Here is a 15,488-nt window from a genome sequence, read left to right as displayed (position 1 = left end):
GCCGCCGACGGCGTGTTCCGCTACACCTACCGGGCCGACGGCTCCGAACACCGCGGCGAACTGGTCGACCCCAAGGCCGAGGAGTGCGTCGACGTCAAGGGAGCCACCGACCAGGACGCTGCCTACGCACCCGTCAACCGCACCAACGGGAGCGCCGTCGCCTTCCTGGACTTCGGCTGCGTCGGGGACGTCTACCGGGTGCTGGACCCGGGCGCCTCGGCCGGCCGGCGGCTCCACTTCCGCTCGGTCCTCTTCTCCTGAGGCGGCCGATTTCGGCGCAACTACGGGACAGTTCGGCGATTGGTTGAGACCATTCCGGTGAACCGACACCGGGAGCCGCAGTGCCGAGACCGATCGCCGGGCTGTCCGCCCGGAGCCGCGTACTTCTGACCGTCCTTTGCGTCCTCGCCCTGACCGCCGCCGGTCTCGGCCTCCAGCGCGTGCTCGGCTCCCGGGACGGCACCGCCGCCCGGCCCGTCCCCGCCGGACCGCGCACCGCCGACCGGATCGTCCCGGTGCCGCTCTCCGTCACCCCCGGCGCCGGTGCCGGCTACCGGCTCACCGACCGCACCGTGATCCGGACCGCCCCCGGCGCGGAGGCGGTGGAACGACAGGCCGGGGAGGTGCGGGCGATCGCCGAGCGGCTCGCCGAAGCCCTTCGCCGCCCCACCGGACTGCCCCTCCCGGTGGTGGAACCCGCTGCCGGCGAGGGCATCGCCCTGGCACTCGACCCCGCGCTCCCCGAGGCCACCGGCACCGAGGGCTACCGGCTGACCGCCGACGCCGACGGGGTGCGGATCACCGCCCGCAGCGCCGAGGGCCTGTTCCGGGGAACCCAGACCCTCCGGCAGCTGCTGCCGCCGCGGATCGAGAGCCCGACCCCGGTCGCCGACGGCACGGAGTGGACGCTCGCCCCGGTCACCGTCGAGGACCGCCCGCGCTACGCCTACCGGGGCGCGATGCTCGACGTCGCCCGGCACTTCTTCACCCCGGCCGAGGTCAAGGGCTTCATCGACCGCCTCGCGCTGTACAAGCTCAACCACCTGCATCTGCACCTGACCGACGACCAGGGCTGGCGGATCGAGGTACCGGCCCGGCCCGCCCTGACGGCGGTGGGCGCGACCAGCGAGGTCGGCGGCACCCCCGGCGGGTTCTACGCCGCGGCCGACTACCAGGAGATCGTCCGCTACGCGCAGGAGCGCTACCTGACCGTCGTCCCGGAGATCGACCTGCCGGGCCACAGCAACGCGGCCCTCGCCGCCTACCCCGAGCTGGACTGCACGGGCAGCGCCCGCCCCTGGCCGTACACCGGGATCGAGGTCGGCTTCTCCACGCTCTGCCCGACCGGTGACGCGGTGTTCTCCTTCACCCGGGACGTGGTCACCGAGCTGGCCCGGCTCACCCCGGGGCCCTATCTGCACCTCGGCGGCGACGAGGTGAAGGGGGTCGCCCCGGCCGAGTACGCGGAGTTCGTCCGGCGGGTCGGCGAGCAGGTGCGCGCGGCCGGGAAGACCCCGGTGGGCTGGAACCAGACCGCGCCGGGCGGGATCGGGCTGCTGCAGTTCTGGGACGGCCGGGCCGGGCGCGACACCGAACTGCGGGAGGCCGCCGAACGCGGCGCCGAGGTGATCATGTCGCCGTCCGGCCGCAGCTACCTGGACATGAAGTACGAGGCGACCTATCCGCTCGGCCTGGTCTGGGCCGGAACCGTCGACGTCAGGACCGCGTACGACTGGGACCCGGACACCCTGCTGCCGCTGCGGGCGGGCTCGGTCGTCGGCGTCGAGGCGCCGCTGTGGACCGAGACCCTGGACACCCCCGGCGAGCTCGACCTGATGCTGCTGCCCCGGCTGCCCGCGCTCGCCGAACTCGGTTGGTCGCCCCGGGCGAGCCACGACTGGGGGCGCTTCAAAGCCCGGCTCGCCGAGGAGGGCGCCCGCTGGGAGGCGGCCGGCTACGCCTACGAGCGCCGGCACGAGGTGCCCTGGCCCGCCCGGTAGCGGCCGTCGGTTGCGCCGCGGATGGGGGATCGCGCACGAACGGCGTAGCGTGGCCGGGGGAGGGGTTCGCGCAGGTCCCGACACGGCGCAGGAGGAACGATGTCCGAACGGGAACCGGACCCGGTCGAGCAGGAGGAGTTCGCGGGTCGCGTTTTGCAGGTGCTCAACGACGCCTGCCTGGGATTCATGGCCAGTGTCGGCCACCGGACCGGCCTCTTCGACACCATGGCCGGCCTTCCGCCCTCGACGGTCGAGGAGGTCGCCGGTGCGGCCGGGCTGGACGGGCGCTACGTCCGGGAGTGGCTGGGCGCGATGGTGGTCGGCGGCTTCGTCGAGTACGAGCCGCGGGACCGTACCTACCGGCTGCCGCCGGAGCACGCCTCCTCGCTGACCCGGGCCGGCGGTCCGGAGAACCTGGCCGGGATGATGCAGTACCTCGCCCTGTTCGGCGAGGTCGAGGACCGGATCGTCGAGGCGTTCCGCACCGGCGGTGGCCTGCCGTACTCGGCCTACCCGCGCTTCCAGGAGCTCCAGGCCGAGGAGAGCGCGGCCGGCTACGACCTGGCGCTGGTGGACGCCGTGGTGCCGCTGGTGCCCGGGCTCGCCGAGCGGCTGCGGGCCGGGATCGACGCGGTCGACATCGGCACCGGGCAGGGCCACGCCGTGAACGTGCTGGCCAGTGCCTTCCCGGCCAGCCGGTTCACCGGGGTGGACATCTCCGAGCAGGGCATCGGCGCGGCCAAGGCCGAGGCCGCCGTGCACGGTCTGGACAACGCCCGCTTCGTGCTCGCCGACTCGGCCGACCTGACCGGCGGGTACGACCTGGTGACCGCCTTCGACGTGGTCCACGACCTGGCCCGCCCCGACCGCACCCTGCGGGCCGTCGCCGGGGTGCTGCGGCCCGAGGGCGTCTTCCTGATGGGCGACATCGCCGCCAGCAGCCTGCTGGAGGAGAACATCGACCATCCGCTCGCCCCGGCGCTGTACACCTTCTCGACCTTCTACTGCATGACGGTCTCGCTCGGCGAGGGCGGCGCCGGGCTGGGCACCGTCTGGGGCGAGCAGACCGCGCGCCGGATGCTCGCCGAGGCCGGCTTCGGCTCGGTGGACGTGTCGCGGATCGAGGGCGATCCGCTCAACCAGTACTACGTGGCGCGGCTGGCCGTCGCGGCGTAGCGCCCGCCCCGGCGGGGACAGGCCCGGCGGGTACAGGCCCGGCGGGTACAAGCTCCGAGGCCCGAGCGAAGGAGGGCGTCGATGACCGGCAACGGCTACGCACACCCCGAGGCACTGGTCGGCACCGAGTGGCTCGCCCGGCACCTCGACGACGGCACGCTCCGCGTGGTCGAGGTGGACGAGGACAACGGCGCCTACGAGCGCGGCCACCTGCCCGGCGCGATCGGCTGGAACTGGGCCACCGATCTGCACAGCCCGGTCGGGCGCGACTACGTGGACCGCGCGGGCGTCGAGCACCTGCTGCGCGCGGCCGGGGTCGAGGAGGACACCACCGTCGTGCTGTACGGCGGCAACAACAACTGGTTCGCCGCCTACGCCTACTGGCTGCTGCGGCTGCGCGGCTTCGGCCCGGTGCGGCTGCTGGACGGCGGGCGCAAGAAGTGGGAGCTGGAGGGGCGGGAGCTGACCGCGGAGGTGCTGGACCACCAGCACAGCCCGTACCGGATCACCGGGCCCGAGCACCCGGAGGTGCGGGCGATGCGGGACGAGGTGCTGGCCAAGGCGGAGGTCTTCGCCAAGCCCGGCTCGGACGCGGTACTGGTGGACGTCCGCTCGCCGGCCGAGTTCCGGGGCGAGGCACTGGCCCCGGCGCACCTGCCGCAGGAGCAGGCCCAGGTGCCCGGGCACATCCCGGGCGCCGTCAACATCCCCTGGTCGCAGGCGACCAGGGAGGACGGGACGTTCCGCCCGGCCGAGGAGCTGCGGGAGCTGTACGGCGGCCGGGGCATCGGGCCGGAGCAGGAGGTGATCGCCTACTGCCGGATCGGGGAGCGTTCGGCGCACACCTGGTTCGCGCTGACCGAGCTGCTCGGCTTCGAGCACGTCAAGAACTACGACGGGTCGTGGACCGAGTACGGCTCGCTGGTCCGGGCGCCGGTGGCACTGGGAGCCTGACGGGGTGGCAGCAGGCGGCCGGTGGACGGGCCGTGACGTCGTGTCACGGTTCGGCCGCCCGGCCATTTCGGCCTGTTTCTTCTCATGAACATTTCATCGTTCAGGCGTAGGACCGGGTTCGTTGGGACAAGGATCGATCCGACCCGTTGTCCCAGTGATCCTGTGGAGGACCCCTGTGCGCAAGAGGCTGATCGTCTCTGCCGCTGCCGGCGCGCTCGCCCTGCTGCTGTCCGTCCCCGCCTCCGCCGCCCAGGCCGGCCCGGGTGCGGCGGGCATCGGCGATCCCTACTACCCGAACGCCGGCAACGGCGGCTACGACGTCTCGCACTACGACATCCGGCTCAAATACCAGCCCGCCACCGACGAGCTGGAGGGCACCACCACCGTCCTGGCCACCGCCACCCAGGACCTCACCCGCTTCAACCTCGACTTCGTGCTCAGCGTGAAGGAGGTGCTGGTCAACGGCCGGGCCGCCAAGTTCACCACCAGCGGCGAGCAGGAGCTGGTGATCACCCCCTCCCGCACCGTCGCCAAGGGCAGCCCGCTCACCGTGGTAGTCCGCTACGCCGACAAGCCGGGCGAGGTCGAGCGCGGCGGGTACTCCGCCTGGCTGCGCACCCCCGACGGCGGGGTGGCCGCCAACGAGCCCGAGGGCGCCGCCTGGTGGTTCCCGGCCAACGACCACCCGACCGACAAGGCCACCTTCGACGTCTCGGTGCTGGTGCCGGAAGGCACCCAGGTGGTCAGCAACGGCACCCAGACCACCAGCTCCCGGCCCGGCTGGACCCGCTACAACTACCGGCAGACCAAGCCGCAGGCCACCTATCTGGCCACGCTGGCGATCGGGAAGTTCGACATCCGCAAGGACACCACCGAGGGCGGGCTGCCGGTCATCACCGCCTACAGCCCCGACCTCGGCGTCAACCTCGGCGCCGCGCAGGCCAGCGTCGAGCGGACCGGCGAACTGACCGACTGGCTCAGCACGGTGTTCGGCCCGTACCCGTTCGAGACCGTCGGCGGCTACGTGCCCAATGTGCCGACCGGCTACGCGCTGGAGACCCAGGGGCAGGTCTTCTACAGCCCCGCGCAGTTCGCGCGCGGCGCCAACACCTCCGTGGTGGCGCACGAGCTGGCCCACCAGTGGTACGGCGACAGCGTCTCGGTGCAGCGCTGGAGCGACATCTGGCTCAACGAGGGCTTCGCCCGGTACGCGCAGTGGCTCTGGTCGGAGCACGAGAACGAGGGCACGGCGCAGGAGCTGGCCGACTACGTCTACAACAACTACGCGGCCGACAACGCGTTCTGGTCCGTGCGGCCGGGGGACCCGGGCCCGGACCACCAGTTCGCCGGCGCCGTCTACGACCGCGGCGCGATCGCCATCCAGGCGCTGCGCAACACGGTCGGGGACGACAAGTTCTTCGCGATCCTGAAGGGGTGGCCGACCGAGCGCAAGTACGGCAACGCCACCATCCCGCAGTTCCAGGCCTACGCGGAGAAGGTCTCCGGCAAGCCGCTGGGCGCGCTGTTCAACACCTGGCTGTTCACGGCCGGCAAGCCGGCGGTGGGTTCGGCCGGCGCTCCGGCCGGCTCGGCGCTCGCGGCGGCGCCCGGGGTCGCGGGCCTCGCCCCGGGGGCGTCGGCGGCGGCGCCGGCGCAGCCGAAGTCCTGGCAGAAGATCCAGGACACCAACGCGGTGCACGAGCACCGGGGCTGACGCTCCCTCGCCCGCGTGCGAGCGGGAGTTGCCGGGGCCCGGTCGGCCGCCCACATGGGCGGCCGACCGGGCCTCCGGTCCTTCAGGGGCGCAGCGCGCGCTCCTCGGTGAGGACCAGCTCCTCGATGCCGCGCAGGAAGCGCTCCATCGCGGGCCGGGGCAGCAGCGCGGGGTCGGCCGTCATGGCGAGCTGCAGGGCGGTCGGGGTGCGCTGCGCGTCCAGGGCGTAGGTGAGCCCGGGACGCGGGTCGAAGTCGACCGGCCAGTCCAGGGTGGTGGCCCCGTCGGCCCCGGCGCCCGCGACGGCCGGGTCCGGGGCGGTGAGGCCGCCGGGGAGCAGGTCGCGGGTGTCGTTGAAGACGCAGGAGCGGTCGGCGAGCGGTACCCGGTCGGCGGTGAGGCGCTCGATCTCGGCGTCCAGCAGGCGGCGGTCGTAGTAGGCGTGCCGGTAGGCGGCGATCGACGCGGCGTGGGTGCGGCGCACGGCCGCGCCGAACTCGCCGTCGGCGTCCTGGAGGTGCAGCAGGGCGTCGCCGGCGATCACGCTCACCGCGTCGGTGAGGCCGGACAGGAAGCGGTTGTTGACCACCACCTGGAGCACCGCGTCCGGGCGGCCGGCCAGCCGGGCCGTCATGGCGGCGGTGGCGGCCAGCAGGACGGCGGAGGAGCCGGCCCGGTGCGCGGCGGCCACCGTGTCGACCGCGCGGAGCAGGGCGGGCGAGCTGAGGACGGCGTTCGGGAACCGGGCGGCGGGATCGGCCGCCGGGGCGGGCGGGAACAGCCGGTCCGGGGCGGCGCGCAGTTTGCGCAGGGTGTGCGCTCGGGCGTTGGCGTCGCGCTTGCGGCCGCGCTCCGAGGTCTGGAACCCGGCCTCCTCCAGGGGCTGCTGGGTGGTCCGGCCGGCCCGGACCGCGGCCGGGTCGGCGCCCAGGGCGAGGGCGGTGAGGTCGCGGACCAGCAGGCCCATCCCGGTGCCGTCCACGGCGGTGTGGGAGAGCACCAGGGAGATGTGCCGCACCAGGCCGTCGGCCACGACCAGGCCGACCCGGACCGGCCACTCGGTGCCGCAGTCGAAGGCACGGTCCGTCAGTTCCCGGTGCAGCGCGGCTCCGGCGGCGCCGAGCCCGGCCCGGTCGGTGTCGGCGGGGAGGTCCCGGACCGGGACGGGCAGGGTGCCCGCCGGGTCGACGGTCTGGCGCAGTCCGCTGCCGTCCGGCTCGGGGAGCAGCCGGGTGTGCAGGGAGTCGTGCAGGTGCAGCAGGTGCCCGAGGGCGGCCAGGACCACCGGGAGCGGCAGGCCGGGGTCGAGCGGGGTGGCGGTGCCGATGTTGTAGCGGGGGCGGTCGGCGGGGGCCAGGCGGTTGACGACGTCCCAGATGGCTCGCTGGCCCCAGGTGGCGGGGCCGCTGCCGGAGCGGCCGTCGGCGAAGGGTATCTCCAGTTGTCGACTCGTGGTCACCGTGGGGGTTCTCCGATGCGCTGGTGCGGATGCGGGGTGGTGGTACGGGCGGGTGCGGTGGGAGCCGTCCCGGAGAGTCTGCGGCACGGCCGCGAAATCGCGCCAGAAGAAGGTCAAATCCGGTAAGGATCTTCGGAACCCGGGCTACCGGGCGGTACATCCGGGGTCGGCGTGGCAGCATCTCGCATGTGAGGCGTGACATTGCACATGTGACGTGCAATCAGAGGTGATGTGCGACCACCCGGGACGTGCAGTCACCCGCGATGCCCGCCTCGCGAACGAACCCACCCTCCGTTCGTCCGAAGGAGAAGTACCGAGATGAAGCGATTCGCCGCGCTCCTCGCCACCGGCGCCGCGCTCTCCGCGCTGGCCGTCACCGGGGCCACCCAGGCCTCCGCGCAGACCACCGGCGGCCCCACCGGCCCCACCAAGAACTGCGTCGACGGGTTCCCGGGCGTCGTCAACCTGCGGCTCTGCGCCTCGGTGACCGGCGACCAGGTCGTGTTCTCCGGTTACGCGACCCCCGCCAGCGTCGCCTGGAACCCGCAGAAGGTGTCCTTCAACCTGACCGCGAGCGTCGTCGGCGGCGCCCTGATCGGGAGCGACTCGCCCTACGTGCTCATCCCCGGCGGCGGTATCCCGGTCGGCAACGTCTCCGGCACCGCGCCGTGCGGCTCCAGCGTCCAGGCCACGTTCAACGTGACCCAGTGGGGCTGGCCGCCGTCGACCGCCACCGTCACCGTGCCGGTCACCTGCTGACGAAGCACTGACCGGGGCCGGTCCCGCGGATCCTTCCGGGGCCGCGGCGAAATCGGCGGGACCGGCCCCGGTCGCCGGCACCTCGTGCCGCAGTGGCTCAGCGGTGCCGCAGCGGCTCAGCGGTGCGGCGGTGCAGCGGTACAGCGGTGCAGCGGTGCAGTCGTGCGGCGGCGCAACCAGGGTCTGCCGGACCCAGGGTCCGCCGGACCCGGGTGGAACAGGGCCCTGGGTGGCGCGCGGCGGTGCGACCAGAGTGGTCCCGTCAGGCCGTCCGCGCCCAACGAACCGCACCGGAGCAGAACATGAACCACCCCACGTACCCCTCGCTCGCCACCCGCACCGCCGTCGTCACCGGAGCCGCCAGCGGCATGGGCGAGGCCACCGCCCGGCTGCTCGCCGCCGACGGGGCCCGGGTCGCCCTGCTGGCCCGCCGGGCCGAGCGGCTGGACGCCCTCGCCGCCGCGATCACCGCCGCCGGCGGCCGGGCCCTCGCCGTCACCGCCGACGTCACCGACCAGTCCTCGGTCGACGCCGCCGTCCGGACCGTGCACGACACCTGGGGCCCGGTCGACCTGGTGGTCAACAACGCCGGGGTGATGCTGCCCAATCCGCTCGCGGACGGGCGGATCGACGAGTGGACCCGGATGATCGACACCAATCTGACCGGCGCGCTGCGGATCGTCCGCGCCTTCTCCGCCGACCTCGTCGCGGCCGCCGCCGAGGGTCGCCCCGCCGACCTGGTCAACGTCTCCTCCATCGCCTCCCACGTGCTGTTCCCCGACTACGCCGTCTACGGGGCCACCAAGGCGGCGCTCACCCAGCTGTCCGCCGCGCTGCGCACCGAACTCGGCCCCCGGGACGTGCGGGTCGCCGCGATCGAGCCCGGGCTCACCGACACCGAACTCGGCGGGCACATCGACAACCCGGTGCTGCGCGAGCAGCTCGACGGGATGTTCGACGCGATGCCGGCGCTGACCGCCCAGGACATCGCCGAGCTGATCGCCTTCACCGTCACCCGCCCGCGCCATGTGAACCTCCGTCACCTGGTCGCCCTGCCGACCCGGCAGGCCTGAGCGTCAAGGCGGGGCGCGCGGTGCCACGCGATCGGGTGGTGGATACCTCCCGTCCGGGTGACTGTGGTTCCGTCGGGCCGTTCGTGCGCCAAGAGTGGTGCGCCATGACCACTGAAGACTTGGACGTTCCCCGCCCGGACACGCCCGGCGTCGTGCCCGGACCGGCCCGGCGGTCGGTCGTCGCGGTGACCGGCGCGTCGGTGCTCGCCGCCGGTCTCACCGCCGCCGCCGTTCCCGCCGCCGCGCTCGCCCCCGCCGCCCCGCCGACCGTCCCGCCCGCGGCCGACCCGCCGACCGCAGTGCCCCCGACCGCCGTGCCGCCCGGGACCGACGAGCGGGCGTACACCATGGTCGCCCGCGCCATCGCCGTCCACGACGAGCTCGACCGGCCGCTCGCCCCGGGCTATCTGGAGATCGTCCGGAACGGCCTGCCGCCGGGCCGCGCCCGGGGGACCAAGCGGGTGCTGGTCGTCGGGGCCGGACCGGCCGGACTGCTCGCCGCCGACCTGCTCAACCGGGCGGGGCACGACGTCGTCGTGATCGAGGCCAACGGCAACCGCGTCGGCGGCCGGATCAAGACCTTCCGCAAGGGCGGCCACGAGAACGCCGCCCAGCCCTTCGCCGACCCCCTGCTCTACGCCGAGGCGGGGGCGATGCGGCTGCCCGAGAGCCACCCGCTGGTGATGGCGCTGCTCGACAAGTACCGGCTGCCGCGGCAGGAGTTCCTGCTGGTGGACGTCGACCCGCAGAACCCCTCGCAGCGGACCAACCGCACCTGGATCCATGTCAACGGGCTGCACGTCCGGCGGGCCGACTACGAGCGGGACCCCTCGGCGGTCAACGGGTCCTTCGGCGTCACCGGGCCCAACCGCGGCCGGACCGCCGCCGTGATCTACGCCGAGGCGCTGGAGAGCGCGCTGGCACTGGTCCGGGGCAAGGAGGGAACGGCCCTGGTGGAGGGCTGGGTCACCGTGCTGCGGCGGTACGGGCACTGGTCGATGTACCGGTACCTCACCGAGCAGGGCGGGCTCGACACCAGGACGATCGACCTGATCGGCACCGTCCAGAACGTGACCTCGCGGCTGCACCTCTCCTTCGTGCACAGCTTCCTGTCCGCCGCTCTGATCGACCCGAGGACGAGGTTCTGGGAGATCGAGGGCGGCACGGCGAAGCTCGTCGACGCCCTGTACGCGGCGGTGAAGGGGAAGGTGCGCTTCGACCGGCGCGCGGTGCGGATCGACCGGCAGGGCGGCAAGGTCCGGGTGCACACCGTCTCCGAGGACGGCGGGACCGGCCGGGGAGGGGTCGCCGAGGTCTTCGAGGGGGACGAGGCGATCGTCACCGTGCCCTTCGCCGGGCTGCGGCACGTCACCTTCGACCCGCCGCTCGGCTACGGCAAGCGGCGGGCGGTCACCGAACTCCACTACGACGCCGCGACCAAGGTGCTGCTGGAGTTCTCCCGCCGCTGGTGGGAGTTCACCGAGGAGGACTGGCGGGCCGCGCTGGACTCGGTGGAGCCCGGCCTCTACCGGAAGTACCAGCAGGGCAAGGTCACCGACGGGCGGTACCTCGGGGCGCACGGTTCGGTGAAGGCGCTCGGGGTGAGCGTGCCCGGCGAGCTGCGGGAGTGCTTCGCGGCCTTCCGCCCGGTCGGCGGCGACCCGGAGGCCGCCCGTGTGCGCGGCGGCGGCGCGGTGACCGACCACGCCAACCGGTTCGTCTACTTCCAGCCCGACCACCCGGTGAAGGGCAGCGAGGGCGGCGTGGTGCTGGCCTCCTACAGCTGGGCGGACGACGCGCTGAAGTGGGACGCCTACGCCGACGAGGAGCGCTACCTGCGGGCGCTGGCCGGGGTGCAGGCCGTCTTCGGCCGCCGCTGCGAGGTCTTCTTCACCACGAAGGGCAGGACGCAGTCGTGGATGCGTGACCACTACGCCTACGGGGAGGCCTCGGTGCTGCTGCCGGGTCAGCACACCGAGCTGTTCCCCGACATCCCCGGCTCCGAGGGGCCGCTGCACTTCGCGGGGGACCACACCTCGACCAAGCCGGCCTGGATCGAGGGCGCGCTGGAGTCGGCCGTCCGGAGCGCGCTGCTGGTGCACACGGGCTGACCGGTCCACTGGCCGACCGGGTCAGGGACTGACCGGCCCACGGGCCCGACCGGGTCAGGCGATCCCCGCGGCGTGCGGGGATCGCTCGGGTGCTGGACGGCGGGGGGTCGGCGAGGGCCGGGGTCAGCGGGTCGCGGTGAGCAGGTAGTAGTCGAGCAGGCCGTCCCGCCAGGCGGGGAGGAAGTTGCGGGTCCAGTGGCCGGGCGGGACGGTGCCCTCGAGATAGCGGTCGAGGCCGGGCCAGACGTCCGGGCCGATGGACTCCGCGGTGACCTCGGCGAAGCCGGCCGCCCCGAGGTCGGACGTGAAGCCGGCCAGCGGGTGGGCGACGTCCAGCCCGTTGGCGAAGCTGCCGAGCAGGATGCTCAGCCGCTCGACCACATCGGCCCCCTCGGCGGAGAAGAAGGTGGTCACCACCAGGCGCCCGCCTGGGCGCAGCACCCGGGCCGCCTCGTGGGCGAAACCGGTCAGCTCGCGGAAGTGCTGGGCCGCCTCGACCGAGTACAGGCCGTCCAGTGAGGCGTCCGCGAAGGGCAGGTCGTCGGCGGAGCCCAGGGTGTAGCCGAGCCGGTCCGGGAAGGTCGCCAGCGCCTTGGCGTTGACGGCGCGGGCGCGCTCGATCTGGTCGGGGTGGATGTCGACCCCGGTGACGGCGGCGAACCGGAACTCGCAGAGCGCGAGCGCCGCGCCCAGTCCGCGTCCGCAGCCCACCTCGCCGAGCCGCAGCGACTCGGCGGGCCCGGGGAAGGCGCGCAGCACCCGGCGGTAGAGGTTCTCCTGGCTGCGGACGCGGTCCTCGGTCGTCGGGTCGGTGGTGCGAATGCCGCTCCAGTCGCCGAAGTTGATGAATCCGCCCGCGAAGGAGGCGGCCTGTGAGAGGTCGTCGGCGCCGTAGGTCCGGCGTACCGGTCCTGGGATGCGGTCCTGGTTCATGGCTCGCTCGAGCTCCTCGTGTGTCGTGGCGACGGCCGGGTGAAGGCGGTGGCCGGGGTGACGGCGCGGGCGGGGAAGGGCCGGTGGGCCGGGCCTCCCGCGGGCGCGCGCCGCAGTACGTACCCAAACCGGCCGGTGGTGGAACTACCCGAAGGAAGTGGTTTCGGGAGGGGAGGAGCAGGTCAGGAGGGACGGGTGGGAAATGGGTGGGCGGAAGAGGAGCGGGCTGGGAGACTGGGCGCCGATCGTTCGGGTCCGACGGAAACGGGGAGTGCCATGGGGATGGGGACGGGCGCGGGGGACGGCGCGGGGGACGGGCGGACCGCCCCGCCGCTGACCGGGGGCGAGCGCGAGACGCTGCGGGCGTTCCTGGACTTCCACCGGGCCACCCTGGCGATGAAGTGCGCCGGGTTGACGGACGAGCAGCTGCGGCTGAGGTCGAGCCCGCCGTCCACGCTGACCCTGCTCGGGCTGGTGCGCCACATGGCGGAGGTCGAGCGGACCTGGTTCCGGCGGGTCATCGACGCGCAGGACATCCCGCTGGTGTGGTCAGCCGAGGGCGACTTCCAGGCCGCCTACGACGCGGACGGCGCGGACCGGGCCGAGGCCTTCGCGGCCTGGGAGGCGGAGGTGGAGCACGCCCGGCGGATCGAGCGCGAGGCGGAGTCGCTGGACGTCACCGGGTACCAGGCGCGCTGGCAGGCGGAGGTCTCGCTGCGGCTGGTGATGCTCCACCTGATCCACGAGTACGCGCGGCACAACGGGCACGCGGACTTCCTGCGGGAGGCGATCGACGGGGAGGTCGGCGCGTAGGCCGGACGCCGGGTCGGGGCGTAGCGGGGTGGCCCCGCCGGGCCGGTCGGGGAGCCCGGTGAACGCGCGGCGGGGTGCGGGCCGTATCCGTCACCGTGACAGTGATGACCTCGGGACGCGGTCCTGGCAAGCTGGCCGCCATGGCGGAAGCGGTGGGTGAGGCGGGAGTCCGGGAGCTGGTCGCGGGGTGGCTCGCGGCGGAGCGGCCCGGCGAGGACGGGTCCGGCGGCGGGGAACCTGCCGACGGCGGATGGGCGGTGCCCCCGGCCGCCGGGGCGGTGGTGGTCGCGGCCGCCCGGCGGTTGGCCGGGGCTGGTTCGGAGCCGGACGGTCCGCCGCCGGCGGCGCCGGAGGGGCTGCGGCTGATCGCCGAGGCCCTGGTGGTGGACGAGCACCCGTCGGCGGGAGCGTGGACGGCGCGGGAACGGGCCGAGGCCGTGGAGTGGGTGGCGCTGCTGCTGCACCGCTTCGGTGAGGACGGCGTCACGATGCTGACGGCCGAGCTGACCGCCGGGCCGAGGGGGGAGGCGGAGTCGACGGGGGAGTCCGGGGTGGGGGACCCGGAGTCCGGACGCGCCTCAGCCGGCTAACACCGCCAGCCGCCGGTCCAGCTCGCTGACGACCGCGGTGTCGCCGAGCCGCCCGTACAGGCCACGCGCCGCCCGCAGGGTGCCGACGGCCTCCGGGGTGCGGCCGGTCGCCAGCAGGAAGTCGGCGAAGTGGCGTTCGGCCACCGCGTGCAGATGGACGGCGCCGGCGAACCGGCAGCGCTCCACCGTCTGCCGCCAGGCCTCCTCCGCGTCGCCGTGGCGGCCGAGCAGTTGCAGGGCGTGCGCCTCGTTGATCATCGCGGAGAGGTGGAACACGGCCAGCGGGTGCTCGACGAGCAGGGACCTGGCCTCCCGGGCCCGGCGCAGCGCCTGGGCCGGATCGCCGGCCAGGCCGTACAGGCCGGCGGTGTTGCTGAGCGCGTAGGGTGCGTGCTCGGCGTGGCCGTGCGTCTCGGCGAGGGCGATCGCCCGCTCGCCGAGCCGGACCGCCTCGTCGGGTCGGCCGCCGGCCGCCGTGGTCACGGCCAGCACGGTGAGCGCCTGCACCCGGACCGCGTCGTCGGTGCCGGAACTGCGGTCGACCGCCCGGAGGGCCAGCCGGTGCGCCTCCACCGTCCGGCCCCGGCCGCTCAGGGCGCGGGCCGTGACGGCCTCCATCGCGGCCACCGCCGCCGGATCGCCGGTGCGGCCGGCCGCGTCGAGTCCGGTCCGCAGGCAGGCCAGCCGGTCCGGGCGGCGCCCGACGCTGTAGTAGAGGCCGTCGGCGCGGTAGGCGAGCCGCCAGGCGCGGTCGTGGTCGCCGCTCTCGGAGGCGGCGGAGACCAGGCCCCGGACGGCGGGCTCCTCGGCCTGGAACCAGTCCAGGATCGAGCGGACGGTGGGCAGATGGGGCCGGGCGGCGCGGCGGCCGCCGGACCTCGGCGGCGGGCCACCGAGGCCGACGGGGCCGCCGGGGCCGGTGCCGGTGGGACCGGCGGCGCCCGGGGCGGGCTGGAGCAGGGCGGCGCCGTGCGCCACCGTCGCCAGGTAGTGGTCGGCCAGCGCGGCGGTGGCGGTGGCGTGCTCGGACGCGTGCCGCTCGTCGAGGAGTTCGGCCCCGTAGAGCCGGACCAGGTCGCAGCGGCGGTAGCGGCCGGGCGCGATCTCGGTGAGCAGGTGGTGCGCGGCCAGGGCGGCCAGCGCGTCCCGGGCCTCGTCCGGGCCGGCGCCGAGCAGCGCGGCCGCGGCGGGCACGTCGGTCTCCCGGCCGGGGTGGACGGCGAGCAGGGCCAGCAGGTGGGCCGCTGTACCTGTCAGGTGGCGCAGCGTCCGGTCCAGCGCGGCGCGCAGGCTGCTGCTGCCCCGGGTGTCCAGGGCGTGCAGCCTGGTCCGCTCGTCGTCGAGTTCGGGCAGCAGGTCGGCGACCGCCCAGGCGGGGTGGGTGGCCAGCCGGGCGGCGACGATCCGCAGGGCGAGCGGCAGCCGTCCGCAGAGCTCGGCGAGCCGGGCGGCGGCCTCCGGTTCGGCGGCCACCCGGGGGCGGCCGAGCAGGTGCTCCAGCAGGTGCCCGGCCTCCTCGGCGGGCAGCGGGCCGAGGCGCAGCAGGGCGGCGCCCTCGGTGACCACGAGGTCCGCCAGGGTGCTGCGGCTGGTGACCACGGTCGCGCAGCCGGGACCGGCGGGCAGCAGGTCGGTGAGGTCCCCGGCGTCCGCGACGTCGTCCAGGACCACCAGCAGGCGGCGGTCGCGGCTGAGCGAGCGGTACAGCGCGGCGCGGGCCGGGCGGTCCGCGGGCAGTTCGGACTCCGGTACGCCCAGGGCGTGCAGGAACCGGCCGAGGACGGCGGCGGGGTCGGCGGGGCGTCCGGGACCGAAGGCGTTGAGGTCGGCGTGGAGCCGTCCGTCGGGGTAGGCGGCGGCCGCGTCGTGCGCCCAGCGGAGGGCGGTGGCGGTCTTGCCGGTGCCG

Annotated in this window: 13 protein-coding genes; 10 read left to right on the top strand and 3 right to left on the bottom strand. The window is 74.6% G+C overall.

What is annotated here, in order from left to right; all coding sequences use genetic code 11:
• From BI06_RS29200 to BI06_RS29180, 5 genes are all read left to right on the top strand, one after another.
• Positions 1-261 (top strand): hypothetical protein (locus tag BI06_RS29200; protein ID WP_051742073.1); only part of this gene is annotated, 261 nt, incomplete at its 5' end.
• 80 nt (positions 262-341) lie between these two features.
• Complete coding sequence (locus tag BI06_RS29195) at positions 342-2,000, top strand: beta-N-acetylhexosaminidase (protein WP_051742071.1); 1,659 nt, start codon at positions 342-344, stop codon at positions 1,998-2,000.
• Between the two features lie 99 nt (positions 2,001-2,099).
• Positions 2,100-3,176 carry a class I SAM-dependent methyltransferase gene (locus BI06_RS29190; RefSeq protein WP_030397004.1) on the top strand — a complete coding sequence of 359 codons (1,077 nt, stop codon included), beginning with the start codon at positions 2,100-2,102 and terminating at the stop codon, positions 3,174-3,176.
• Positions 3,177-3,257: 81 nt separating this feature from the next.
• Positions 3,258-4,130 (top strand): sulfurtransferase, encoded by an 873-nt coding sequence (locus tag BI06_RS29185; protein WP_043472582.1) that lies wholly within the window; start codon positions 3,258-3,260, stop codon positions 4,128-4,130.
• A 175-nt stretch (positions 4,131-4,305) separates the two neighbouring features.
• Positions 4,306-5,844 carry a M1 family metallopeptidase gene (locus BI06_RS29180; protein WP_043472579.1) on the top strand — a complete coding sequence of 513 codons (1,539 nt, stop codon included), beginning with the start codon at positions 4,306-4,308 and terminating at the stop codon, positions 5,842-5,844.
• An 82-nt stretch (positions 5,845-5,926) separates the two neighbouring features.
• Here the strand turns inward: BI06_RS29180 and BI06_RS29175 are convergent, their stop codons facing one another.
• A complete protein-coding gene (locus BI06_RS29175; protein ID WP_051742069.1) occupies positions 5,927-7,303 on the bottom strand; it encodes a condensation domain-containing protein in 1,377 nt (458 codons plus the stop codon).
• A gap of 318 nt (positions 7,304-7,621) precedes the next feature.
• On the opposite strand from BI06_RS29175, the gene BI06_RS29170 reads away from it, so the two are divergent.
• The 3 genes from BI06_RS29170 to BI06_RS29160 all read left to right on the top strand — a co-directional run bounded on the left by BI06_RS29170 (position 7,622) and on the right by BI06_RS29160 (position 11,246).
• Positions 7,622-8,062, top strand: coding sequence for a hypothetical protein (locus BI06_RS29170; protein ID WP_030397000.1), 441 nt, complete (start codon positions 7,622-7,624; stop codon positions 8,060-8,062).
• 302 nt (positions 8,063-8,364) lie between these two features.
• Complete coding sequence (locus BI06_RS29165) at positions 8,365-9,135, top strand: SDR family oxidoreductase (protein WP_030396999.1); 771 nt, start codon at positions 8,365-8,367, stop codon at positions 9,133-9,135.
• Between the two features lie 104 nt (positions 9,136-9,239).
• Positions 9,240-11,246, top strand: a complete 2,007-nt coding sequence (locus tag BI06_RS29160) for an FAD-dependent oxidoreductase (RefSeq protein ID WP_051742067.1) — start codon at positions 9,240-9,242, stop codon at positions 11,244-11,246.
• A gap of 123 nt (positions 11,247-11,369) precedes the next feature.
• On the opposite strand, the gene BI06_RS29155 is transcribed toward BI06_RS29160, so the two are convergent.
• Positions 11,370-12,179 carry a class I SAM-dependent methyltransferase gene (locus tag BI06_RS29155; protein WP_030396997.1) on the bottom strand — a complete coding sequence of 270 codons (810 nt, stop codon included), beginning with the start codon at positions 12,177-12,179 and terminating at the stop codon, positions 11,370-11,372.
• A 276-nt stretch (positions 12,180-12,455) separates the two neighbouring features.
• Here BI06_RS29155 and BI06_RS29150 point away from each other — a divergent pair, with 276 nt between their 5' ends.
• The gene (locus tag BI06_RS29150; RefSeq protein ID WP_369826242.1) at positions 12,456-12,992 is read left to right on the top strand and encodes a DinB family protein; all 537 of its coding nucleotides are present in this window, start codon (positions 12,456-12,458) and stop codon (positions 12,990-12,992) included.
• A 104-nt stretch (positions 12,993-13,096) separates the two neighbouring features.
• Positions 13,097-13,582 carry a hypothetical protein gene (locus BI06_RS49730; protein ID WP_043472573.1) on the top strand — a complete coding sequence of 162 codons (486 nt, stop codon included), beginning with the start codon at positions 13,097-13,099 and terminating at the stop codon, positions 13,580-13,582.
• Here the strand turns inward: BI06_RS49730 and BI06_RS51295 are convergent.
• On the bottom strand, positions 13,571-15,488 hold a 1,918-nt coding region (locus tag BI06_RS51295; protein WP_051742064.1), incomplete at its 5' end, for a tetratricopeptide repeat protein. The genes BI06_RS49730 and BI06_RS51295 overlap by 12 nt on opposite strands.

Source organism: Kitasatospora sp. MBT66, assembly GCF_000710405.2.
In the GTDB taxonomy this organism is placed as follows: domain Bacteria; phylum Actinomycetota; class Actinomycetes; order Streptomycetales; family Streptomycetaceae; genus Kitasatospora; species Kitasatospora purpeofusca.
The sequence above is the reverse complement of the archived record's forward strand: the minus strand, read 5'-3'. Positions and strand labels throughout refer to the sequence as shown.

Bases quoted from the DNA above. Each gene is read 5' to 3' on its own strand.
- BI06_RS29155 (WP_030396997.1), bottom strand. From the start codon at position 12,179: ATGAACCAGGACCGCATCCCAGGACCGGTACGCCGGACCTACGGCGCC.
- BI06_RS29165 (WP_030396999.1), top strand. From the start codon at position 8,365: ATGAACCACCCCACGTACCCCTCGCTCGCCACCCGCACCGCCGTCGTC.
- BI06_RS29160 (WP_051742067.1), top strand. From the start codon at position 9,240: ATGACCACTGAAGACTTGGACGTTCCCCGCCCGGACACGCCCGGCGTC.
- BI06_RS29185 (WP_043472582.1), top strand. From the start codon at position 3,258: ATGACCGGCAACGGCTACGCACACCCCGAGGCACTGGTCGGCACCGAG.
- BI06_RS29190 (WP_030397004.1), top strand. From the start codon at position 2,100: ATGTCCGAACGGGAACCGGACCCGGTCGAGCAGGAGGAGTTCGCGGGT.
- BI06_RS49730 (WP_043472573.1), top strand. From the start codon at position 13,097: ATGACCTCGGGACGCGGTCCTGGCAAGCTGGCCGCCATGGCGGAAGCG.
- BI06_RS29150 (WP_369826242.1), top strand. From the start codon at position 12,456: ATGGGGATGGGGACGGGCGCGGGGGACGGCGCGGGGGACGGGCGGACC.
- BI06_RS29170 (WP_030397000.1), top strand. From the start codon at position 7,622: ATGAAGCGATTCGCCGCGCTCCTCGCCACCGGCGCCGCGCTCTCCGCG.